Origin of the sequence: Virgibacillus alimentarius (genome assembly GCF_017874635.1) — a bacterium.
GTDB lineage: Bacteria > Bacillota > Bacilli > Bacillales > Amphibacillaceae > Virgibacillus_B > Virgibacillus_B alimentarius.
The window spans coordinates 97,107-120,084 of the sequence record NZ_JAGIKX010000001.1 but is presented as its reverse complement, the minus strand read 5'-3'; the positions used below and the strand labels follow the sequence as shown (position 1 = coordinate 120,084).

The window sequence follows — 22,978 nt, the reverse complement described above, 5'->3', positions numbered from 1 at the left end:
GTTCCTTTTCCCTTAGAGTATAAACTGACTTAAATCTTTATTTTTTACAATTGTACTTAATTTTTCATCTACATACGTTGGAGTAATTTCGATTGTCTCCATATTTATATCTGTTGCTTCAAATGACAAATCTTCCAATAACTTTTCTAATATTGTGTGAAGTCTGCGCGCACCAATATTATCAGTATCTTGATTTACTTCATATGCTATTTCTGCCAGTCTTTCTATAGCTTTGTCTGTAAAAACAACATTTATACCTTCTGTCTTTAATAACGCTTGATATTGTTTTAATAATGCATTGGAAGGTTCATTTAGTATTCGTTTAAAATCTTCTACAACTAGTTTTTCAAGTTCTACACGAATTGGAAACCGTCCCTGTAATTCTGGTATTAAATCAGAGGGCTTTGCCATATGAAAAGCACCAGCCGCTATAAATAGCATATGATCAGTTTTTACTGGACCATGTTTTGTAACGATTGTTGAACCTTCAACAATCGGTAAAACATCGCGTTGCACACCTTCTCGTGAAACATTCGCTGCATTTTCTTGCTTTGCTGCAACTTTATCAATCTCATCAATAAAGATAATTCCTGATTGTTCTGAGCGTTCTACAGCTTCTTGTACTACTTCTTCCATATCTATTAATTTTTGTGCTTCTTGTTGAGTTATAACTTTTCTTGCTTCAGATACTGGAAGTTTACGCTTTTTTTTCTTTTTAGGCATAAACTGACCTAAGGCATCCTGCATATTCATACCCATTTGTTCCATGCCCGACCCTTGGAGCATATCAAACATCGAAGGTGGAGATTCTTCTATTTCTACAGTGACTGTATGATCTTCTAATTCCCCAAGAGCTAATAAATGTTCCGTCCGCTTTCGTTTATTTTTTATCTCTTCATCTTTTTCAGTATCATTGTTTTCATCTTTATCATTGTCTTGGCTAGAAAATATCATTTCAAATGGGTTTTTAATGGAAGATTGATGTTTTTTAGCCTGGGGAACAAGTAATGTTACTAGCTTTTTATTTGCTTCAGTTTCAGCCTTGCTCATGACTTTACTCATCTTTTCTTCCTTCACCATTCGCATAGCCATTTCAACTAGATCACGAACCATTGATTCAACATCACGGCCAACATAACCAACTTCTGTAAATTTTGTTGCTTCTACTTTTACAAAAGGTGCACCAACCAATTTCGCTAACCTTCTTGCTATTTCTGTCTTTCCTACACCTGTTGGTCCGATCATTAGAATGTTTTTTGGGACAATCTCGTCCTTTATTGATTCATCAAGCTGCATTCGGCGATATCGGTTACGCAGGGCAACAGCAACTGATTTTTTTGCATCATGCTGACCAATGATATAGCGATCCAATTGTTCTACTATTTGTTTTGGAGTATAATTGATTGCCATCCTATTCAAAAACCTCCTTTTATTCAAGTACTTCTAAAGTTATATGATTATTCGTGTACACACATATCTCCCCAGCAATTTCTAATGCTGACTGGGCAATCTCTTTTGCAGTTAAATCATTCGAATGTTTCACCAATGCTCTGCCAGCACTTAAGGCGTAATTTCCGCCAGATCCGATCGCTAATATACCGTCATCTGGTTCTATTACTTCGCCTGTTCCGGATACCAAAAACATATTGTCTTTATTCATGACAATAAGCATCGCTTCCAGTTTGCGTAAAACCTTATCACTACGCCATTCTTGGGCTAACTCAACAGATGCTCTTGTTAAATTCCCATTAAATGTTTGTAATTTCCCTTCAAACTTTTCAAATAAAGTAAATGCATCTGCAACTGAACCAGCAAATCCTGCCAGAACTTGCCCATTAAATAATGTCCGTACTTTTTTTGCTTTATGTTTCATAACAACCGCGTTTCCTAAAGTAACCTGGCCATCTCCACTCATTGCGGCTTGCCCGTTATGCCTAATCGCAAAAATAGTTGTGGCATGCATTTGATTTGCCACATTTCTCACCTCTTTTAACCTGATTTTAATGATCATCAGTTGTTGCTCTTGGATGACTTTTCATATAGACACTTTTCAAACGATCCTTTGTTACATGTGTATAAATTTGTGTTGATGACAAGTTTTCATGACCTAATAATTCCTGCACAGACCGAATATCTGCACCCTCATTTAACATATGTGTCGCAAAAGTGTGTCGTAATTTATGTGGATTCACATGAATTGTCAATGCCGCTTTTTCCACCATTTTATTCAAAATTAACCGAATTCCTCTTGCTGTTAAAGGATTCCCTCTGGCATTTAAAAAGACTGTGTTGGTCAACGAATGTGCTTTTTTCAATAGCTTCGTTCTGCCATCATTTATGTAAACTCTTAAGGCTTCTTCTGCGAAGTGTCCAAAGGGAATGTAGCGTTCTTTTCGTCCCTTTCCCTGCACATTTAATATGTTTAATGAAAAGTCAATATTTTCAAGCAGGAGACCCTGACATTCACTAACCCTCATACCTGTTGCATATAGTATTTCTAAAATAGCTTGATTTCTTTGACCGATTGGATCACTTAGGTCGTTAACCTTAAACAGTTTCTCCAACTCTTCCATATATATAAATTCCGGAATTGGTTTATCTGATTTTGGTAACGTTATTTGCATAAATGGATTTTTATTTACCTGATTTTCTCTTTCTAAAAATCGAAAAAAACTTCTCAAACTAGATATTTTTCTTGATACAGATCTCCTGCTCAATTGTTGATGATAAAGATCTGTTAGGAACAATCGTACAACATTATGATCAATATCATTTAAATTACTAATTCCTTCTTTTTCCAAAAACGCAAACATTATTTCCAGATCATTCAGATAATACTTAATGGTATATGGCGATGCGTTTTTTTCAATTTGCAAGTATTCAACAAAAGAATTATAATGATAAGTTCGATTATTCAAATCTACACCTCACTGAACAGCGAATAAATCATATCATACAATAAATCGTAAATCAATAAATTTAACAAAATTGTAACAAAATTCAGAAACAAGCATCGGATTGATATTGTATTGAGAAAATGGTGAACATCGCTGTGTAAAGGTTTTATACTTACCAAGGCGTAATTATATCTTTTATAGATTAAATAGTCAACCAACACAGTTCAACTATTTTAAAAACTTTCACTTCCTCCTTCAAAACCTCTTGTGTAAGCTTTCCTTCCCTATTTTGGTATCCTTATTATTTATGGACAACTTTTCAATTAAATATTCCTAATGCTTTAATTTCTGCTTTTGTTTCTACGGTTCCTAAGTCATAAATCCGGCGATATATAGTTAACAGATGATAATCATAGTTATTCCGCTCATCATCTGCTCCCCGTTCATTAAAAGGTTTTGCCAAATATTTCACAGTATTTTTTACATCATTGTCTTTTTCATCAAACAATTCTTTGATTTCATTCAATTCCTCTGGAGACGCGTAAATTTCATATTCTATCCCATCTTTTACCGAGGTTTCTCTTATATCATCCTTATCAACAGTAACAAAATAGCTTTTTCTCTCTGTCATGATAATAACCTCCTTCTGTAAAAGCTAATTCCCTTTTGTTCCCCTTTTAAAACTTTAGAAAGAATAAAATATTTCCACTAAAAAACTGCTCGTACCAACCACGAGCAGTTCAATGTTAACCTTGGGCTTCTTCTTTATAATCACAATTCGTACACTTTACTTGTGATTCTTTTTTAGTTTTCTTCTCGACTAATAATGATTCACATTTTGGACAAGACCTTGCTATTGGTTTATCCCATGATACAAAATCACACTCTGGGAAACGATCACACCCATAAAATTTGCGTTTCTTTTTTGACTTTCTTTCAACTACATTGCCTTCTTTACATTTAGGACATTTTATTCCAATTTCCTTTAAAATAGGCTTTGTGTTCCTGCAGTCTGGAAAGTTAGAACACGCTAAAAACTTGCCATATCGTCCCATTTTATAAACCATTTCATGCCCACATTTCTCACAATCAATCCCGGCAGGTTCGTCCCTGATTTCCACCTTCTCCATTTCCTCTTCAGCAACTTCCAAACGTTTTTGAAAGTCTTGATAAAAATCATCTATTACTTTAATCCATTCTGATTTTCCTTCTTCAATAGAGTCTAAGTCACTCTCCATTTTACTAGTAAAGCCAACATCAATAATTTCCGGAAAAAATTCATTAACCATATTGACTACAATCGTACCTAATTCAGTAGGAATAAAACGTTTATTATCAATACTTACATAACCCCTGCGCTGAATGGTGTCCAAAGTAGGTGCGTATGTTGAAGGACGCCCAATCCCCTTCTCTTCCATGGTTCGTACTAATCGAGCTTCTGTATATCGAGGTGGTGGCTGCGTAAAATGCTGGTTTGGAGTAATCTCTTTCGCATCCACAATTTCTCCTTCTTCTAAATTAGGTAAATATTTATTTTCATCCTTTTTCTTATCATCAGTTCCTTCAACATATACCTTCATAAAACCGCTGAATTTAATTTTAGAACCAGTTGCCCGAAATTCAACTCCATTATTTTCTAAATGGGCTGTTATCGTATCCATAATTGCTGGAGCCATTTGACTTGCTAAAAATCGTTCATAAATTAATTTATATAAGCGAAATTGATCACGAGACAAAACTTCCTTTAGTGATTTTGGATCTCTAATCGTAGAAGTAGGACGGATAGCCTCATGAGCATCTTGTGTGCCTTCTTTTTTATTTCCAGATCCTTTTTGAATTCCTAAATATTTTTCACCAAACTGTTCTTTAATATATGCCTTCGCCTCTTCTTTTGCAGTATTTGATATTCGGGTTGAGTCTGTACGCATGTATGTTATTAAACCAGTAATCCCACCCGCCTTTTTCCCAAGATCAATACCTTCATATAGTTGTTGGGCAACCATCATTGTTTTTCTAGCTCTAAAGTTAAGCTTTCGGGCTGCCTCCTGTTGTAAAGAAGAAGTTGTAAATGATTTGGCTGGATTTCTTCTCCGTTCTCTTTTATTCACTTTACGAATTGTAAATTTTTTGTCTTTTAATTTATCAAGAACTTGTTTTACTTCCTTTTCATTTTTCAATTCTGCTTTCTTGCCATCAATTCCATAAAAGGAACCTTCAAAGTTACTTTTCCCCTTTTGAAAATTCGCTTCTATCGACCAATATTCCTCCGGTTTAAAATTTTCTATTTCGTTTTCCCGGTCAATGATCATTTTTAATGCAACCGATTGAACTCGTCCAGCACTTAACCCTTTTTTTATTTTCTTCCATAGTAAAGGACTGATGTTATAACCGACCAAACGATCTAGAACCCGTCTAGCTTGCTGCGCATCAACTAAATCCATATCAATGGACCTTGGATGTTTAAAAGATTCTTTAATAGCATCTTTTGTTATTTCATTAAATACGACACGACAGTTCGAATCTTCATCTACATTAAGTGCATATGCTAGGTGCCATGCAATAGCTTCCCCTTCTCTATCAGGGTCGGCTGCTAAATATATTTTTTTTGCTTTTTTCGCTGCTTTTTTCAAATCTTTTAATACATCGCCTTTACCGCGAATGGTAATATATTTGGGTTTATATGATTCCTCAACATTTACGCCCATTTGACTTTTAGGTAAATCACGAACGTGTCCCATTGATGCTTTCACTTTATATTTTTTTCCTAAATAACGTTCAATTGTTTTCGCTTTTGCAGGCGATTCAACAATCACAAGATAATCTGACATATTTATTTCCTCCTACAGTGAGGTACAAATTCTAGAATTTAAAATCTTCACTAATATTAAATATATACTACCTTTTTGTCAAACATACTGTAAAAAAAGGGCTTTCATTTATATATATCACTGAGAGAAAAAATTGCTGCCAATTGTTTCCCAGTCTTCCTGTATATCCTCAACAGTTTGAACAAGTTTAGCTCCATCTTGAATCATTTGATGGCATCCTTTCGTTTGAGGTATAAGTGGTGATCCAGGTACAGCATATACTTCTCTTCCTTGATCAAGGGCTTGATCTACCGTAATCAATGTACCACTTCTTTCAGTAGCTTCAATTACTAAAGTCCCAAAACTCAACCCACTAATTATTCGATTTCTTTCAGGGAAGTGGTACCGCTTTGGAGGGACGTTAGGGGGGTATTCTGATAGTACCAATCCTTTTTCTGCGATTTGATTAAATAACGTAAAATTTTGTTTCGGATAAATATGATTAAACCCACCGCCTAAAACAGCAATCGTCTTCCCTGTATAACTTAATGCTAATTTATGCGCATAACTATCGATCCCCTTAGCCATCCCACTTACTATAACCCAATCTTTTTCAACCAATGGCTTTACGATGAGTTTCATTTTTAGCAATGCTTCTGTGGATGGATTTCTCGTTCCAATTACACTAAGTACAGGTGAATGCTGTAACAATAAGGGGTTTCCTTTAGCATAAAGCACAAATGGTGGATCTTTAATAGGTTTTAACACATGTGGATAGTTTTCGTCAACTATTGTTATGATCGTATATTGATTTACATCCTGTTTTATTTGTTTTTTTAATGCATCATTACGTAGATCTTTATAAAAGGTAATAGCATTTTTCATAGAGAGTAATAAAAGCCTGCTAAGCTGAGCGGGGCGCAATTCATAAACTCGTTTAAAAGTGGGGTCGTCATGAAGGATCCTCTGAATTGTTTTTCGTGTAATACCACGGCATCTATGAATATGTATGAGCCGATTTCGAATAGATTGCAATAAATCACTTCCTCTTGTTCATTTTTAAGAAAAGAACCCAAAAGTGTCAATACTTTCGGGTCCTTTTCATTTAAAGTGTTTTGCATTTCTCTTGCAAGTTATTTTCTTTCAGAACCTCAATCATCGTTTCACCCATCTCAGCAGGTGTTTTAGCTACTTTAATACCGCACTCTTTCATGACGCGATTTTTTGCTTCTGCAGTACCTTCTCCTCCAGAAATAATCGCTCCAGCATGTCCCATACGTTTTCCTGGAGGTGCAGTAGCTCCGCCAATAAAGCCTACTACTGGTTTGGTCATGTTAGCCTTTACCCATTCGGCAGCTTCTTCTTCAGCAGTACCACCAATCTCACCAATCATAATAACTGCATATGTTTCCGGATCCTCATTAAAAGCTTTTAAAACGTCGATGAAATTGGTTCCATTAACTGGATCGCCACCGATACCTACAGCTGATGTTTGGCCATAACCAGCTTCAGTCAATTGATGTACTGCCTCATACGTCAATGTACCAGAACGAGAAACTACTCCAATATGGCCTTTTTTATGAATATATCCTGGCATAATACCAATTTTAGACTCGTCTGCTGTAATAACACCAGGACAGTTAGGACCTATCAAACGTGTCTTTTTGCCTTCCATATAACGTTTTACTTTTACCATATCCATAACTGGGATATGTTCTGTAATACAAATTGCAAGATCTAATTCTGCGTCTACAGCTTCAAGGATTGCATCTGCTGCAAATGGGGCAGGTACATAAATGACAGATGCTGTAGCTCCAGTTTCCTCCACTGCTTCTTGAACCGTATTAAAAACCGGTACACCTTCAACTTCAGTGCCACCTTTTTTAGGTGTTACACCACCAACGATTTTTGTGCCATACTCAAGCATTTGTTTTGTATGGAATCTAGCTGTGCCACCAGTAATTCCTTGGACAATTACTTTTGTATCTTTGTCAACATATACACTCATTTTCGTCCGTCCTTTCTATACAAACCTAAATACATTGCAATAGTTAATTAAAAGTCTTCATAAATGTATTCTTTTTTCATAGGTGAAAAAATATTTGTTATTTAACCATTGAAACAATTTTTTGCGCGCCGTCTGCCATGGAATCTGCAGATGTTATATTTAATCCTGATTCATTTAAAATGTTCTTACCTAACTCGACATTAGTTCCTTCTAAACGAACAACAAGAGGTATTTCTAATCCAACTTGTTTTGTAGCTTCTACAACACCCTCAGCTATAACATCACACTTCATAATTCCTCCGAAGATGTTTACAAAAATACCTTTAACATTGGAATCGGACAAGATAATTTTAAATGCTTCTGTTACTTTTTCAGCTGTTGCTCCGCCCCCAACATCAAGGAAGTTCGCCGGATCTCCGCCGTAATGCTTAATAATATCCATTGTGGACATAGCAAGACCAGCACCATTCACCATGCAGCCAATATTTCCGTCTAGAGAAATATAACTTAAATCATGTTTTGAAGCTTCGATTTCCTTCTCATCTTCTTCGCTTAAATCACGCAAATCCATTATATCTTTATTTCGAAATAATGCGTTGTCATCAAAATTCAACTTAGCATCTAGAGCCATTACTTCGCCATCACCAGTTGTAACAAGCGGATTAATTTCTGCAATTGAGCAGTCTTTCTCAACAAATGTACGATAAAGCCCCATCATAAATTTAACAGCTTTACCGATTAGCTCATCAGGAATATTAATATTAAATGCTAAGCGCCGAGCTTGATATCCAGCTAAACCTACAATTGGATCAATTTCTTCTTTGAAAATCTTCTCCGGTGTTTCAGCAGCAACTTCCTCTATTTCAGTACCACCTTCTTCGGATGCCATCATTACAACTCGAGAAGTAGCACGGTCTAGTACAAGACCAATGTAATATTCTTTTTTAATGTCACATCCTTCTTCAATAAGAAGACGTTTAACTTCTTTACCTTCTGGACCAGTTTGATGCGTAACTAGTGTTTTACCTAGGATTTCTTCAGCATATGTACGCACTTCATCTAAATTTTTTGCGACCTTTACCCCGCCGGCTTTTCCTCTGCCGCCAGCATGGATTTGTGCTTTAACGACTGTAACAGAACTTCCTAATTTTTCTGCAGCCTCTACAGCTTCGTCTACTGTATATGCAACATGACCATTAGGAACTTTTACGTCATAGTTTCGCAAAATATCTTTACTTTGATACTCATGAATGTTCATCCTTTATCCTCCCATCAAAATTTCAATGCATAACTATTGTATTAAAAATCTACAAATTTCACAACAATTTGCGCTAATCCATGTTAAAGTGACATCATCTAACAATAAAGTATGTCATTTTAGTCTTTTTTGTCTGCTTGAATCGATTGATCTATGCGATAAATAAATGAAAAAACTTCTGCTACTGCCTGATATAATTCTTCAGGTATCGTTTCATTTATATTTAAATCAGATAGAAGTTCAACTAAAGTTACATCTTCTAATAGAGGTATATTATTTTTTTTTGCCCTTTCAATAATTGTACTTGCAACAAGTCCTTTACCTTTAGCTGAAACTTTTGGTGCATATTGCTGATCCCGATTATATTGGAGGGCAACAGCTTTTTTTGTCCGATATTCACTCATATTCGAACATCGACTCCCCTATCGTTTTGTTGGCGGTTTAAAAAAGAACAGTTGGATTTTGACTTATCAATTGCATTTAATGACTTCATAGAAATCGTTGTTAGATGGTAATTTATCCCTGCAAGTCCTTCTTTTAAAACCGACTGCAAAAACTTGGTGCTATGTTTTAAATCGGTATGGTTATTATAAACCGTAATTGCTACCAAGCGATTTTGGACATGCATATCAATAATCGTCTCTTTCATATTCATTAAATCTAAATAAAAAAATATTCGACAGTGATCTGGATTGATCCTATTATTTTCGCTTTTGTCCCCTTCGATATCCAAAAATAAATCGCCGTTTAACCCAATACTCTCTCCTGGAAATTGCAAACTTGCTTGAATAGTACTATTTGTTTCGCTAACTGACTGCAATTGCATTCCATTTATAAAGTTTAAAAAGTGCCTGAAACGTTTTTGTCTCTGTCCATTCTCTTCCTGCAGCACTTGGATGAGCAACGACTTCATCGTACTAATTTGTTGTTCGGTTGCATCCTGTTTGATCAGGTTTTCATGTGATAAACCAATTGAATTCAGTATTAGCTTTAATTGGCTTAAAAATTGCTCTCTAGTTTCCGATCTTAAAAACTGTTCAACTGTAAGGTAAGTTTGCTCATTAGACAAAGCTTGTAAATTTGTATAAAGGTTTTGAAGAGCTACTGGGTTATTATGTAAACTTTTTAAAAGTGTAATCTGCTGTCCCTTTGAGATTAAAGGAATGAAGTCTCGAATGATTCGTTTTTTTAATTTAGCATATTCTTGTCCTTGCAATGAAAGATTAGTGACAATAGCTTTATTCAACGAGTTTCCAAAAGCATTAATGATCTGTTGGGCCACGCTCCTTATACGTGAGTGATTTACTAGTAGCTTCTCAAGTATTTTGATTAGAAGCGTTTCATTTATCTTATTGGGCAGGCTTACATTTGCTAAATTTCGATTCGCTATACTAGAGGGGGTTAAATTGTTTTCTCGTAGAAAAGATGTCCACTCTGATTTCCAAGCTGAAAATGTTACAGTTGAATCAATTAAACCGGCTGCTTTTAACAAATTTAAAAAATGCGGATGATTATTCTTAATTTCCGCAGCAATATGACCAATCAGCATATTCTTTGTTTTTAGCGGGGGATCAATTATGTTCTCAAGCATATTTTTGATCTTTTGATATGATGGTTTTTGATTCGTCTCTTTTTGGAGATGTTGTAATAAAGGTCTTATCTGTTCAGTAAAAGTTGCAATTTTTGATGTGTATAACGCATTAAAAACAGGCTCTGTAACAGGAATACGACGAGCAATCATTGCTTGTAGAACTTGCTGAGCTTGGAGCCTATGTTTAGAGCTTTCTATTAGCTGTAAAGCTTTTATCAATTGGTCTTTTCGAAAGGGAATGTTTTTAGTAATCAACTCCTGGATGAATCCCATTGACGTTTTTGTTGCCTTTACCCCAAATTGACTCATTAGATGCTGCACGTTGGCTTGTATACCGGCCTTTAATGGCTCACCAAGCACTTTTAGTCGAACTGCACCTTCAGCTGACTTTACCTGAAAAAGATATTTTTTTCCAGTGGTTAATGAGGCTTCTAATTGAGCTGTCATTTTTTGAGATCCAAGTTGTATATGAGCTTTATTATCTTGAAATATTTTTAAAATTTTACCTTGTACAATCTGTTCAGTCCTCAGAGTGTATTGTTCACTTTTTTGATTAATAGCTGATAAAACTTTTTTGGAGAAAACATTATATATACCCAATTAGAATCACCTCCAACCTTTACATTTATTCTCCCATGCTTTTACTTTCACTAATCACTTGCCGGACTGGTGCATATGATATTCTATGATAAGGAGTTAGCCCGTTCTCAAATAATATCTTTAGGTGATGCTTTGTTCCATACCCCATATTGGAAGAGAATTCATACGCTGGATACTCTTTATGTATATTTTCCATGATACGGTCTCTTGTGACCTTCGCTAAAATACTAGCAGCTGCTACCGTTATACTTTTTTGATCTCCTTTGATAAGTACTTCAGTTGTACAAGGTAAAGGAGATAGTTCTACAGCATCAATCAATAAATGATTTGGTTTTGGTTTTAATTGTTGAAACGCATCAAACATCGCATATTTTGTTGCTTCAAAAATATTCATTTGATCGATTTTTTGATTGTCTATAATAGAAATACCATAACTAATGGCTTGCTCCTTAATAGTATTAAAAAACATATCACGTTTTGTTTTCGTTAATTGTTTTGAGTCATTTAAGCCAAGTAATTTAAAATTAGGAGGTAAAATAACAGCGGCAGCCACAACTGGTCCTGCCAACGGCCCCCGTCCTGCTTCATCTATCCCCGCTACTAATGTATTTCCCTTCGCATAGTTTTGGCGTTCATATAATGACATTTCCATAAATTTTTTCTCTAATGCTTCTTCTTGTTGTCTCCTCTTCTCATAGCTCTTAATTAGCTTTTGAACTCCTTTACGTTTATCCGACCTTAAAACCTCTATCCACTCTTCTTTCATTTCTCCTTGATCAAATAATTGTTTTAGTTCTAAAATTGATTTTTTTTGCATGGTTGCTTCTACCTCGTTCTCTATCTTATTATCGGCTGGACTTTGTCTTTTTTGAAGTGTTTTAAAAAATGAGACATCCATCCTTTACGATGCATGTCTCCAGTACTAGATGGATTCTAATGTTATTTTGCCAAGCCTACCTGTACGCAGATCATTTAGCACGATATCAGACACCTTATCAAAATTGACATTTCCGCCACTTTCCAAAGCTCCTCTTTGTTTGCCAATTGCAACGAAAATCTCCCACATATCCTCCATTTCTTGATCAATAGCGTATCGTTCTTCCAATAAGCTAGGATAATGTTCTTGGATATATTTAATGACAAAGGCAACGACATCTTGTAATGGCAATAATTGATCTTTTATTGTTCCAATTGCGGCTAAACGATAACCAACATGCTCATCTTCGAATTTCGGCCATAAAATTCCAGGCGTGTCCAGCAAGTCAAAATCATTCTTTACTTTAATCCATAACTGTTGTTTGGTAATTCCTGGCTTGTCACCAGTTTTAGCAATTTTTTTATTTGCCAATTTATTTATTAAAGTGGATTTACCAACATTCGGTATTCCAATAATCATTGCACGCGCAGGTCTTGGCTGAATTCCTTTTTTAATGAGCTTATTCATTTTTTCCTGACCTAGTTCTTTTCCTGTTTGGATGATACATTTTATGTCCTCTTTATCGTTGGCATTTACCGCAATTGCTGGTATGTTTTTTTCTTTAAAATAAGTTATCCATTTTTTTGTTTCTCGGGTATCTGCTAAATCTTTTTTCATTAAGACAATCATCTTCGGTTTATTTTGTAAAACTTGCTTAAGCATAGGATTTTGTGATGATAATGGAGCTCGTGCATCCACTAATTCCATAACAAAATCCACAAGCTTTAATTTTTCCTCTACTTCTCGTTTAGCTTTCGCCATATGTCCGGGAAACCATTGAATAGACATAATCTCACCCTTCCCTATTTATAGTTGTATTTACATAAGTTATTGTCAGCCTTGATTATTCATTTGCACCTAGTATTTTTTTTCGATCAAAAGGCCAGTAAATTAGGCTTGTCTTTCCTACAACTTGATCCATCGACACCACACCAAACATTCTGCTATCTGTTGAATTTTCTCGATTATCCCCGAGAACAAGCACATGATCTTCTGGAATTGTCTCATAACCACCAGGGAGGTCTTCCAATTTAAAATCATTTGTTAACGTTTGATATGACTTTATTTTATTTTTTTGATCTTTTAAGAAAGGTTCTTCCACTTCTTCACCGTCAATATACAGCACATTATCCTTTACCTGTACATGTTCACCAGGTAAACCAATCACTCGTTTGATAAAATCCTTTTGAACGGAAGCGTGAAATACGACAATATCAAAGCGTTCTGGTTCGCTTATGCGGTAGTTAAATTTATTTACAATCATCTGATCCCGATCATGAAGCGTTGGTAGCATGGAAGGTCCATCTACGATAATTGGGGCAAAAAAGAACATCCGAATAATAAATGCTAATGCAAAAGCGATTAATATAGCTTTTATCCAATCAAACCAATCACTCTTCCGTTTAGCCATGTGATTCCCATCCTTCACTGCTGAGATTTTATTACTATGTTAAAAAGCAAAAAGGAGCTTGTCAATGTAGGCAAGCTCCTTTCCATAACGATTTTATTAGCGACGTTCTTTAATTCGTGCTGCTTTTCCACGCAGATTGCGAAGATAGTATAGTTTAGCACGGCGAACACTACCGCGTCTAACAACTTCAATTTTTGCAACTCGAGGTGAATGTACCGGGAACGTTCTCTCAACACCTACACCGTAAGAAAGTTTTCTTACTGTAAATGTTTCACTGATTCCTCCGTTTTGACGTTTGATAACTACGCCTTCAAAAATCTGTATACGCTCACGGCTACCTTCTACAACTTTCGCATGAACTTTTACCGTGTCACCTGGTCTGAAATCAGGATGGTCCGTACGTAATTGATCTTTTGTGATATCTTCAAGAATTTTTTGCATTTTACTTCACTCCTTCCAAACCAATGCTCTTATCTTTTACCCGATAGCGGAACATCGTTTATACAGCTTATAGCCAAGGCTAAAGCACATCAATAAATATACCATATTGAGCCACTGACTTCAATATATTTAACAGGAATTTTTAATCCTGATTTTTTTTAATCTCATCTAATAATATTTGATCTTCTTCTGATAAATCCAAGTTGTAAAACAACTCTCCTCTTCGATTATATGTTCTTCTGAAAGATTCTCTCCTTCGCCAATTTTCGATATGAGCATGATTTCCGGATAGTAAAACATCTGGGACTTTCATTCCTCTAAAATCAGCTGGACGAGTATAATGCGGATGCTCTAACAATCCTGTAGAAAATGAATCTTCAGGAGCTGAAGCAGTATTACCCAGTACATCCGGAAGAAGTCGAACAACACTATCAACTACAACTGCCGCTCCAAGTTCACCGCCAGTTAGTACATAATCCCCAATGGATATTTCATCTGTAACAAGATGTTCTCTGATCCTTTCATCATACCCCTCATAATGACCACAAATAAATACGAGATGATCTTCCTTCGCTAATTCTTCTGCTTTTTTCTGTGTATATAATTCACCTTGCGGGCACATCAATATGATGCGCGGCCTCTCTTGTTGCTCATTTGTGACCGCTTCTACTGCATCAAAAATCGGCTGTGCAGCTAAAACCATTCCTGCACCGCCTCCATATGGATAATCATCTACTTTTTTATGTTTGTTCGCTGCGTACTCTCGAAAGTCGATGAGATTACAACTGAGTTTTTCTTTTTCTTGTGCTCTTTTTAAAATGGAAGTATTGAACATGCCTGAAAGCATGTCCGGGAATAGCGTTAATATATCAATATGCATTAATCAAACAGTCCTTCCATTGGCTTAATAATTACTTTTTTTGCTGGGACATCTACTTCAATAACAACATCATCAATATAAGGAATTAAGATATCTTTACCTATTTCTTGTTTAACAACCCATACATCATTGGCTCCTGGTGATAAAATTTCAGAAATTTCTCCTATTTTTTCACCAGTATCTGTAAAAACTGTATTTCCAATAATTTCATGGTAGTAGTATTCGCCTTCTTCCAATTCAGTTAATTGTTTTTCGGTAATCTTCAAATACATTCCTTTAAAAGGCGCAACGTCGTTAATCGAATCATAGCCTTTAAAATGCATTAGCTCAAAGCCCTTATGGTTGCGATGGCCATCTATAACAAGCGGAATAGGATTTTCATTCTCTTCTACTGCATATAATGTTTCACCTACATTAAACCGTTCATCAAAGTCACTGATCCGCTTTACTTTTACTTCCCCTTGAATTCCATGTGTATTTATAATTTTTCCTACACTAAACATATTCATGTTCACTTTATCACCTGCTATTTTTCAATTCGAATAACGGTTTGGTCTTTAATAACTATTGCCTGTTCTCCCATAATGTCATCCCAATGCGATCCTTCCTTAACTTCAACAAGAGCTTCAACTTCTCCTTCTATAATTTCATTTCCTAATTCCAGCGTGTCCAATTGTTCAATCTTAAAGTCAACTAATTTTATTTTTTCTTTACGATTAGCTACTTCTTGCTGGAAACGCTTATCTATCTCTATATTAGGTATTCCCGTCTTATTTTTTAATTTTTTTTGTTCAAATAATAATTGTTGACACTCTTGTTCAAGCCGCATTTTCGACTTTAAAAATTTTGTATGTAGCTCAGCTTTGCTTTTCTCTGTGAGAATTTGCTTAATTTGTACTTTTTTGATTATTTGCATGTATTTTCCTCTCTCCCACTAAAAACCACTAAATATTTAACAGGTACATGTACAGAGATTATAAATAATTGTAAAAAAGGAAAGGGTACCCTTTCCTTTTTTACATAATGTCTAAATAAATGCGTTTTGTTGAATCAGACTTAGCTGCATAAACAACTGTGCGGATTGCTTTGGCAATACGTCCATTTTTGCCGATCACCTTTCCAACATCATTCTGATGTACAGTAAGATGATAGACGACTTTCGTATCTTCTTCTTTTTCCCTCACATGAACATCTTCCGGGTGATCGACAAGTGGTTTTACAATTGATTCAATTAGGGCTTTCATGAGATCACACTACTTTACTATTGGTTTTTCTGATCGTGGAATTTTTTCATGATGCCTTCTTTTGAAAATAGATTGCGAACAGTATCACTTGGTTTAGCTCCGTTAGTCATCCAGTTAAGTGCTTTTTCTTCATCTATTTTAACTTCAACTGGCTTTACCACAGGGTTGTATGTTCCGATTTGCTCAATAGAACGACCATCACGTGGTGAACGAGAATCAGCTACAACGATACGATAAAATGGGTTTCTTTTTGATCCCATACGTTTTAAGCGAATTTTAACAGCCATTGTTTGCACCTCCAAATAAAATGTTTTCACAAGTGTAGATTTTAACAGAAACTCTTTTGTCTGTAAAGTGTTTTCCCATTACATGATATTTCATAAAACGTTAAGTAGGTTTATACATTATTCTTGTTACATAAAAGGAAATTTCATTCCTTTTCCTTTTTTTCCTTTTTGCATATTGGTCATTTGTTTCATCATTTTCTTCATTTCATCAAATTGTTTTAATAGGCGATTTACTTGAGAAACCGATGTCCCTGAACCTTTAGCTATGCGTTTTTTACGGCTTGCGTTCATAAGACTTGGGTCTTGCCGTTCTTTCTTCGTCATCGATTGAATAATTGCTTCAACATGTACGATTTGTTTCTCATCCAGTTTTGCATTCTTCAATCCTTTCATTTTGTTAGCACCCGGAATCATAGCCATTAAATCATCTAAGGGCCCCATATTCTTTACTTGTCCCATTTGCTCTAAGAAATCATCGAAAGTAAAGGACATGGTTCGCATTTTTTCTTCCAATTCTTTAGCTTGCTTTTCATCAACATTTGTCTGAGCTTTTTCGATTAGTGTTAACACATCACCCATTCCTAGAATTCTAGAAGCCATTCTTTCTGGATGAAATGCTTCTAACTGATCCAGTTTTTCACCCATTCCGGCAAATTTAATAGGTTTATCTGTCACTGCCTTAATCGAAAGAGCAGCTCCACCGCGCGTATCCCCGTCCAGCTTCGTAAGGATTACACCCGATAAATCAAGTTGTTCATTAAAACTTTCGGCAACATTAACAGCATCCTGTCCTGTCATTGCATCCACAACTAAAAATATTTCATCAGGTTTGACGGAAGATTTAATTTCTTCCAATTCTTCCATTAGCTCATTGTCTACATGAAGTCGCCCTGCTGTATCGATAATAACATAATCGTTATGTTCTGCTTTAGCTTGTTCAATTGCCTTCGTAGCAATTTCAACAGGGTTAGCCTTTGTACCCATGGAGAAAACAGGCATATTTAGCTGCTCTCCAAGCGTTTCTAATTGGTTTACTGCTGCAGGCCGATAAACATCACAAGCAACCAAAAGGGGTGAACGATTATGTTTCTTCCGTAAATGATTTGCTAATTTACCAGTAGTAGTTGTTTTACCTGCACCTTGCAAGCCGGTCATCATAATGACAGTCGGAGGCCGGTCAGCAACAGCTATTTTACTTTGCTCTCCCCCCATTAATGCCGTTAGCTCGTCTTGTACTACTTTGATTACTTGTTGACCGGGAGTTAAGCTTTCCATAACCTCCTGGCCTACAGCACGTTCTTTTATACGGTTTATTAAGTTTTTTACTACTTTAAAATTAACATCCGCCTCCAGCAAGGCAAGGCGAACTTCTCGTGTCATTTCTTTAACGTCTTGTTCGGAAACCTTCCCTTTACCAGTAATCTTTTTTATTGTACTTTGTAAACGGTCGGCTAATCCTTCAAATGCCATAGAAGGTATCCCCCTAATCTAATTCTTTTAATGCATGAATCATTTTTATAAGCTTATTGCTTTTTGTTTCGTAAACGGCTTTTTCCAGCTTATCTAGAATTGCCATCCGTTGTTGAAATTTTTCATATAAGTTCAGCTTCTTTTCATAGGATACAAGCATCGTTTCTGTTCGTTTCAGATTATCATACACAGCTTGCCTTGAAACCTTAGTTATATCACTTATTTCACCTAAAGAATAATCCTCTAAATAATACATTTCCATGTAATTCCGTTGTTTCGGGGTTAGTAGTGTCTGATAGAAATCAAACAGGTAATTAATATATGTTGTTTTTTCAAGCAAATAACCACCCCTTGTTAAGTGAAACACCTTTACAGTTAATGATAACGAAAGACTATAATTATTGCAAGTCTGTTTTTATTTTTACCACTAACATATTTACATTTTTTATTCAATGTCTATACAATTTTATTCCTGTAACATATCAGCAAATAGCCCGTAAACAAATGCATGAGCATCGAATTCCTGTAAATCTCCTACTTGTTCCCCAAGACCTACATATTTTACAGGTATGTTTAATTCATGGCGGATAGCCAAAACAATTCCACCTTTAGCAGTTCCGTCAAGCTTTGTTAATACGATTCCTGAAACATTGGTAGCTTCTGAAAATGTCTTTGCTTGACTTAATGCATTTTGTCCAGTTGTAGCATCTAGGACAAGCAACACTTCATGCGGTGCACCTGGTACTTCCCGCTCAATAACTCGATTAACTTTGGAAAGTTCATTCATTAAATTTACTTTATTCTGTAATCTGCCTGCTGTATCACAAATCAATACGTCGGCTTTACGGGATTTTGCAGCTTTAATACCATCAAAAATAACTGCCGCCGGATCACTCCCTGCACTTTGCTTAATAACGTCAACTTCTGCGCGTTTCCCCCATTCTTCCAATTGTTCAATAGCCCCGGCACGAAAGGTGTCGCCTGCTGCTAAGACAACACGTTTCCCTTCTTGTTTAAACTGATATGCCATTTTTCCAATAGAAGTAGTTTTCCCTACCCCGTTTACACCAACAACGAGAATAATGGTTAATTCATCGTTTTGGATATTCATTGATTCAATTTGATCGCTATCTTCACCATAATAAATTTCCACTAATTTTTCAGAAATAACTTCCTTCATTTTATCGGTTTCTTTAATATTTTGTCGTTTTACTTCCATTTTTAATTCATCAATTAAATCCATAACGGTCGTAACGCCCACATCAGCAGATATAAGTATGTCCTCAAGTTCCTCAAAGAAATCTTCGTCTACGCTTCGATATCGAGCAAGTAAATTATTAATTTTGCTGGAAAATGACGTTCTTGTCTTTTCCATCCCCTCTTTATACTTTTTTGTTACCTTTTCTTCTTCTTTATTTTGTTTAAATTTATCTTTTAATTTTTTCATGAAACTCATATTCTGTCTTTCCCTTCTTTATTAATATCAGTATTCTTTATCTATTATCAGGCTTTCACTAATTTGTCCGTATCTTCCAGCTTGACCGAAACTAATCGGGATACGCCTGATTCCTGCATGGTAACCCCATATAAAACATCCGCTTCTTCCATTGTACCTTTACGATGTGTAATAACAATAAATTGTGTATGTCCACTGTACATCTTTATATATTTTCCAAATCGTACGACATTTGCTTCATCTAATGCAGCTTCCACTTCATCTAGTATACAAAAAGGTACTGGTCTAACACGGAGAATAGCAAATAACAGCGCTATTGCTGTCAGTGCTCTTTCTCCCCCCGACAATAAGCCAAGGTGTTTCAGTTTTTTTCCCGGAGGCTGAGCAACGATATCGACCCCAGTATCAAGCAGATTATTAGGATCTGTTAATTTTAACTCTGCAGAACCACCGCCAAATAACTCCTGAAATACAATTGAAAATTCAACTTGAATTTGTGTAAACGTTTCTCCGAAGAGTCTTTGCATTTCTTCATCCATTTCTCCAATCACAGCATACAATGTTTCTTTCGCATCTACTAAATCTTCCCTTTGTTCTTCTAAGAAAGTATAACGTTCTGAGATACGCTCATACTCTTCAATTGCCCCAAGGTTTACAGTTCCCAGCCGTTCGATAGAATGTTTAAGTTTTCTTACATTGTTTTTTGACTTATCTGTATCCAATGCTTTTTCATATTTTTGTTTTGCTCTCTCATAAGTTATTGTATACTCTGATTGCAAATGGGATAAACGGTTTTCCAATTCAACATCCAAGCGATTAGATTTTACCTCGTTTTGTTGAATCACTTCCATGATTTTCTCATGGATTTTACTCTCTTCTTTTAATTCTCTCTCCTGATCTTGTATGAGTTGCGTTCGTTCTAGCCGCTTTGAGCGTATTTGTTGAATCTGATTTGTTGTTTTTTCTTTTTCCTCTTTTTTGGATTGAATCATCTTATCAATCTCTTCTTCCGTTTCCTTCATTTCTTCCAAGGATAACAACTTTTTTAAATCAGATTCATATTTTCCAAATTGCTCTTCTGATTCACTCAATTGTTTGCGCACTGTGCTTGTTTTTTCACGCTGATTTTTAACACGCTCTTCCTGTTCTGCTAAGGATATTTGCACTTGATGATATTCTTGCTTTAACTGTTCTTGGTTCTCCTTAAAATCCGCTTTTTGGTCAGTAAGCATATTAATTTGTTCTTGCACTTGATTAATTCGATGTGTTATTTCACTTAAGTCTTTAGTAAGTCTTTCATCTCGTATTTCTAAATCCTCACGATCCTTATCAAATTGCTTTTTATCTTGATCATATAACGCTAAACTATCATTTAATGAAGCAAGTTTTAATTGTAATTCACTACTTTGAGTCCGGATATCCTGTAGTTTCTCCCTATTCGTATCGAGTATTTTTTCTGTTTGCTTAAGCACTTGTTCCTTATTATTTATTTCCTGCTTTTGTTTTTCTATATCCTTTTCGAAGTCTTTTATTTTCTTTTGAAATTCTTTTAATTTGTGAATGGTTTCCTGTAAGTCATTCTCTCTCGTAAATAAAGATTGATTCGTTTTTGCACGTGTACCGCCTGACATTGAGCCGCCAGGATTAACAACATCCCCTTCCAGGGTAACAATCCGGTATCTACGCATGAGCCTTTTTGCAATTGCATTTGCATCTTGCAGTGTTTTAGCGACCACTACGTTCCCCATCAAATGATTTACAACTGGCTGATAACTTTCATTCGTTCTAATCATATGGGCAGCAATCCCTATAAAACCAGGATGATTTTCAACAGTCTGTAATGCTTCTTTTTTTAAAAATCTTGGTTGCACAGATCTTAATGGCAAAAAGGTCGCTCGGCCATTTTTTGTTTTCTTTAACCACGAAATGGCTTCACGTGCAGCTTGATCATCATTAACTACAATATATTGCGTTTGTCCGCCTAATATTGTTTCAATTGCTGTTATATAGGTTTTTGGTACATCAATTAGCTCAATAACAGCGCCATGGATATTTTTTAAAGTTCTCCTGTCACGCGCCTTAAGAATTGCTTTAACGCCCTGATAAAAGCCTTGAAACTCAGTTTTCATTTCTTCAAGCATTTCTTTTTTTGATTTTAGCTTTTCAATATATTGATAGCCTTTATATAGCTTTTTTTGTGACTCTTGAAATGAATTTCGTTCAATTTCTAGTTCTTTTTTCAATTGTTGAATGGTTGCTTCATTTTCAAGGCACTTGTTTTCTGTTTTAGAAAACAAAAGTTCTACTTCTTTCTGTTGTTCTGTTAGGCTTTCTCTTAATGGTATAAAGTCTTGAAATTTTTTTGTTTGCTGATCTTTTTTCCTTTTTATTTGTTGTAATTGTTGTTGTATTGATTGTTTTTCATTTCGTTTTGCTGCTTGTTCATTGAGGTATTCAATGTAATCTGACTTTAGTTCTTCTATTTGTTCGGAAATATTCTCTTTTTGAACAGTTAATTTATTTTTTAATTGATTCAGTTGTTCTTTTGCCTTGTTTCTTTCCATTTGTAACATATCTAATTTATTTTTCTCTTGTGAAAGTAATTGTTTACGTTTTTCGATGAGAGTTTTGGTTTCATTTTTTTGCAAAATGAGTTTTTCTTTGTTCTCAGAAAAGTGTTTTAGCTGCTCATTAAATACTTGTTTCTTTCCTTCATATTGCTCTAATTTTTGCGTAATTGTTAAAAGAGAAGTCTGTAACGCTTCGATCCTATTATCTAAGTATTGTATATCCTGTCGTTTCTTTTCCAGACTTGCCTCGTGTTGTTGAATCATCGTTTTCTTCTCGATTTCCGACTCTTTATCCTTTTCCAATTCAGCTAATAGATTTTGCCATCTTTCATAAAGTTGTTCTATTTCTGTAATAAGTAGTGCTATTTCTTCTTGTTTTAATCTCTCTTTTAGCTTTTTATATTCTTTTGCTGATTGTGCTTGTTCATATAATGGACCAATTTGCTGTTCTATTTCATAAATAATATCTTCAATTCGATTTAAATTTTCCTGGGTTTCTGATAATTTATACTCGGCTTTCTTTTTACGCTGTTTATATTTCAAAACCCCTGCAGCTTCTTCAAAAATAATGCGGCGTTCTTCCGACTTTGAACTAAGAATTTCTTCTACCTTACCTTGACTGATAATTGAAAACGCCTCTCTGCCAAGACCGGAATCCATAAATAAATCGACGATATCTTTTAATCGGCAGGCTTGTTTGTTTATATAGAACTCACTTTCGCCAGATCGATACACCCGGCGTGTAACACTCACTTCTTCATAGTCAAGAGGTAGCTTATGATCACTGTTATCAAGCAATAATGTAACCTCTGCTATATTTAAAGCATTTCTTGTTTCACTACCTTGGAATATAATATCTTCCATTTTGGAGCCACGTATCGATTTCGCCGACTGCTCACCCAATACCCAGCGAACGGCATCGGTTATATTACTTTTCCCACTTCCATTTGGGCCTACGACTGCTGTAACACCTGGAACAAAATGAACAGAAATTCGTTCAGCAAAAGATTTAAAGCCCACACTTTCTAACCGTTTTAAATACATTACCATTTCTCCTACTTGAAAGAATTAAATAAACCAAT

At 35.4% G+C, this 22,978-nt stretch carries 23 protein-coding genes; all 23 read right to left on the bottom strand.

The genetic code is table 11. The annotated features are described in order from the left end of the window. Nucleotides 1-12 precede the first annotated feature (12 nt). On the bottom strand, nucleotides 13-1,410 hold the full coding sequence (gene hslU, locus J2Z81_RS00615; protein ID WP_029269766.1) for an HslU--HslV peptidase ATPase subunit: 1,398 nt from the start codon (nucleotides 1,408-1,410) through the stop codon (nucleotides 13-15). Nucleotides 1,411-1,429: 19 nt separating this feature from the next. Next, the gene (hslV, locus tag J2Z81_RS00610; protein ID WP_318842382.1) at nucleotides 1,430-1,975 is read right to left on the bottom strand and encodes an ATP-dependent protease subunit HslV; all 546 of its coding nucleotides are present in this window, start codon (nucleotides 1,973-1,975) and stop codon (nucleotides 1,430-1,432) included. Nucleotides 1,976-2,000: 25 nt separating this feature from the next. Further along, nucleotides 2,001-2,918 carry a tyrosine recombinase XerC gene (gene xerC, locus J2Z81_RS00605; protein WP_029269770.1) on the bottom strand — a complete coding sequence of 306 codons (918 nt, stop codon included), beginning with the start codon at nucleotides 2,916-2,918 and terminating at the stop codon, nucleotides 2,001-2,003. A gap of 298 nt (nucleotides 2,919-3,216) precedes the next feature. After that, on the bottom strand, nucleotides 3,217-3,528 hold the full coding sequence (locus J2Z81_RS00600; RefSeq protein WP_029269772.1) for a hypothetical protein: 312 nt from the start codon (nucleotides 3,526-3,528) through the stop codon (nucleotides 3,217-3,219). Nucleotides 3,529-3,643: 115 nt separating this feature from the next. After that, complete coding sequence (gene topA, locus J2Z81_RS00595) at nucleotides 3,644-5,725, bottom strand: type I DNA topoisomerase (protein ID WP_029269775.1); 2,082 nt, start codon at nucleotides 5,723-5,725, stop codon at nucleotides 3,644-3,646. Between the two features lie 117 nt (nucleotides 5,726-5,842). Beyond that, nucleotides 5,843-6,739 (bottom strand): DNA-processing protein DprA, encoded by an 897-nt coding sequence (gene dprA / locus J2Z81_RS00590; protein WP_029269777.1) that lies wholly within the window; start codon nucleotides 6,737-6,739, stop codon nucleotides 5,843-5,845. A 70-nt stretch (nucleotides 6,740-6,809) separates the two neighbouring features. Then, nucleotides 6,810-7,712, bottom strand: coding sequence for a succinate--CoA ligase subunit alpha (gene sucD / locus J2Z81_RS00585; protein ID WP_029269779.1), 903 nt, complete (start codon nucleotides 7,710-7,712; stop codon nucleotides 6,810-6,812). A 97-nt stretch (nucleotides 7,713-7,809) separates the two neighbouring features. Beyond that, nucleotides 7,810-8,970, bottom strand: coding sequence for an ADP-forming succinate--CoA ligase subunit beta (gene sucC / locus J2Z81_RS00580; protein WP_029269781.1), 1,161 nt, complete (start codon nucleotides 8,968-8,970; stop codon nucleotides 7,810-7,812). Nucleotides 8,971-9,089: 119 nt separating this feature from the next. Beyond that, nucleotides 9,090-9,374: an EscU/YscU/HrcU family type III secretion system export apparatus switch protein gene (locus tag J2Z81_RS00575; RefSeq protein ID WP_029269783.1), complete on the bottom strand. Its 285-nt coding sequence runs from the start codon at nucleotides 9,372-9,374 to the stop codon at nucleotides 9,090-9,092. Further along, entirely contained in the window at nucleotides 9,371-11,161 is a 1,791-nt protein-coding gene (locus J2Z81_RS00570) for a hypothetical protein (protein WP_226370500.1), read from the bottom strand. The genes J2Z81_RS00575 and J2Z81_RS00570 overlap by 4 nt, the downstream gene beginning before the upstream one ends. A 25-nt stretch (nucleotides 11,162-11,186) precedes the next feature. Further along, nucleotides 11,187-11,978 (bottom strand): ribonuclease HII, encoded by a 792-nt coding sequence (locus tag J2Z81_RS00565; RefSeq protein WP_226370499.1) that lies wholly within the window; start codon nucleotides 11,976-11,978, stop codon nucleotides 11,187-11,189. A 105-nt stretch (nucleotides 11,979-12,083) separates the two neighbouring features. After that, nucleotides 12,084-12,926, bottom strand: a complete 843-nt coding sequence (gene ylqF, locus J2Z81_RS00560; RefSeq protein WP_226370498.1) for a ribosome biogenesis GTPase YlqF — start codon at nucleotides 12,924-12,926, stop codon at nucleotides 12,084-12,086. A 55-nt stretch (nucleotides 12,927-12,981) separates the two neighbouring features. Next, nucleotides 12,982-13,548 carry a signal peptidase I gene (gene lepB, locus J2Z81_RS00555; RefSeq protein WP_029269791.1) on the bottom strand — a complete coding sequence of 189 codons (567 nt, stop codon included), beginning with the start codon at nucleotides 13,546-13,548 and terminating at the stop codon, nucleotides 12,982-12,984. A gap of 96 nt (nucleotides 13,549-13,644) precedes the next feature. Beyond that, on the bottom strand, nucleotides 13,645-13,989 hold the full coding sequence (gene rplS / locus J2Z81_RS00550; RefSeq protein WP_029269794.1) for a 50S ribosomal protein L19: 345 nt from the start codon (nucleotides 13,987-13,989) through the stop codon (nucleotides 13,645-13,647). 142 nt (nucleotides 13,990-14,131) lie between these two features. After that, the gene (gene trmD, locus J2Z81_RS00545; RefSeq protein WP_226370497.1) at nucleotides 14,132-14,869 is read right to left on the bottom strand and encodes a tRNA (guanosine(37)-N1)-methyltransferase TrmD; all 738 of its coding nucleotides are present in this window, start codon (nucleotides 14,867-14,869) and stop codon (nucleotides 14,132-14,134) included. Further along, nucleotides 14,869-15,378 (bottom strand): ribosome maturation factor RimM, encoded by a 510-nt coding sequence (gene rimM / locus J2Z81_RS00540; RefSeq protein ID WP_029269798.1) that lies wholly within the window; start codon nucleotides 15,376-15,378, stop codon nucleotides 14,869-14,871. The genes trmD and rimM overlap by 1 nt, the downstream gene beginning before the upstream one ends. Nucleotides 15,379-15,395: 17 nt before the next feature. Beyond that, entirely contained in the window at nucleotides 15,396-15,785 is a 390-nt protein-coding gene (locus J2Z81_RS00535; protein WP_029269800.1) for a YlqD family protein, read from the bottom strand. 100 nt (nucleotides 15,786-15,885) lie between these two features. Continuing rightward, nucleotides 15,886-16,113: a KH domain-containing protein gene (locus J2Z81_RS00530; protein ID WP_029268944.1), complete on the bottom strand. Its 228-nt coding sequence runs from the start codon at nucleotides 16,111-16,113 to the stop codon at nucleotides 15,886-15,888. Between the two features lie 17 nt (nucleotides 16,114-16,130). Continuing rightward, nucleotides 16,131-16,400, bottom strand: a complete 270-nt coding sequence (rpsP, locus tag J2Z81_RS00525; protein ID WP_029268942.1) for a 30S ribosomal protein S16 — start codon at nucleotides 16,398-16,400, stop codon at nucleotides 16,131-16,133. Between the two features lie 126 nt (nucleotides 16,401-16,526). Continuing rightward, nucleotides 16,527-17,870, bottom strand: coding sequence for a signal recognition particle protein (ffh, locus tag J2Z81_RS00520; protein WP_029268941.1), 1,344 nt, complete (start codon nucleotides 17,868-17,870; stop codon nucleotides 16,527-16,529). A gap of 13 nt (nucleotides 17,871-17,883) precedes the next feature. Beyond that, nucleotides 17,884-18,210 carry a putative DNA-binding protein gene (locus J2Z81_RS00515; RefSeq protein WP_029268939.1) on the bottom strand — a complete coding sequence of 109 codons (327 nt, stop codon included), beginning with the start codon at nucleotides 18,208-18,210 and terminating at the stop codon, nucleotides 17,884-17,886. A gap of 126 nt (nucleotides 18,211-18,336) precedes the next feature. Further along, a complete protein-coding gene (ftsY, locus tag J2Z81_RS00510; RefSeq protein WP_029268937.1) occupies nucleotides 18,337-19,326 on the bottom strand; it encodes a signal recognition particle-docking protein FtsY in 990 nt (329 codons plus the stop codon). A 47-nt stretch (nucleotides 19,327-19,373) separates the two neighbouring features. Continuing rightward, a complete protein-coding gene (gene smc / locus J2Z81_RS00505; protein ID WP_226370496.1) occupies nucleotides 19,374-22,940 on the bottom strand; it encodes a chromosome segregation protein SMC in 3,567 nt (1,188 codons plus the stop codon). Between the last annotated feature and the right edge of the window lie 38 nt (nucleotides 22,941-22,978).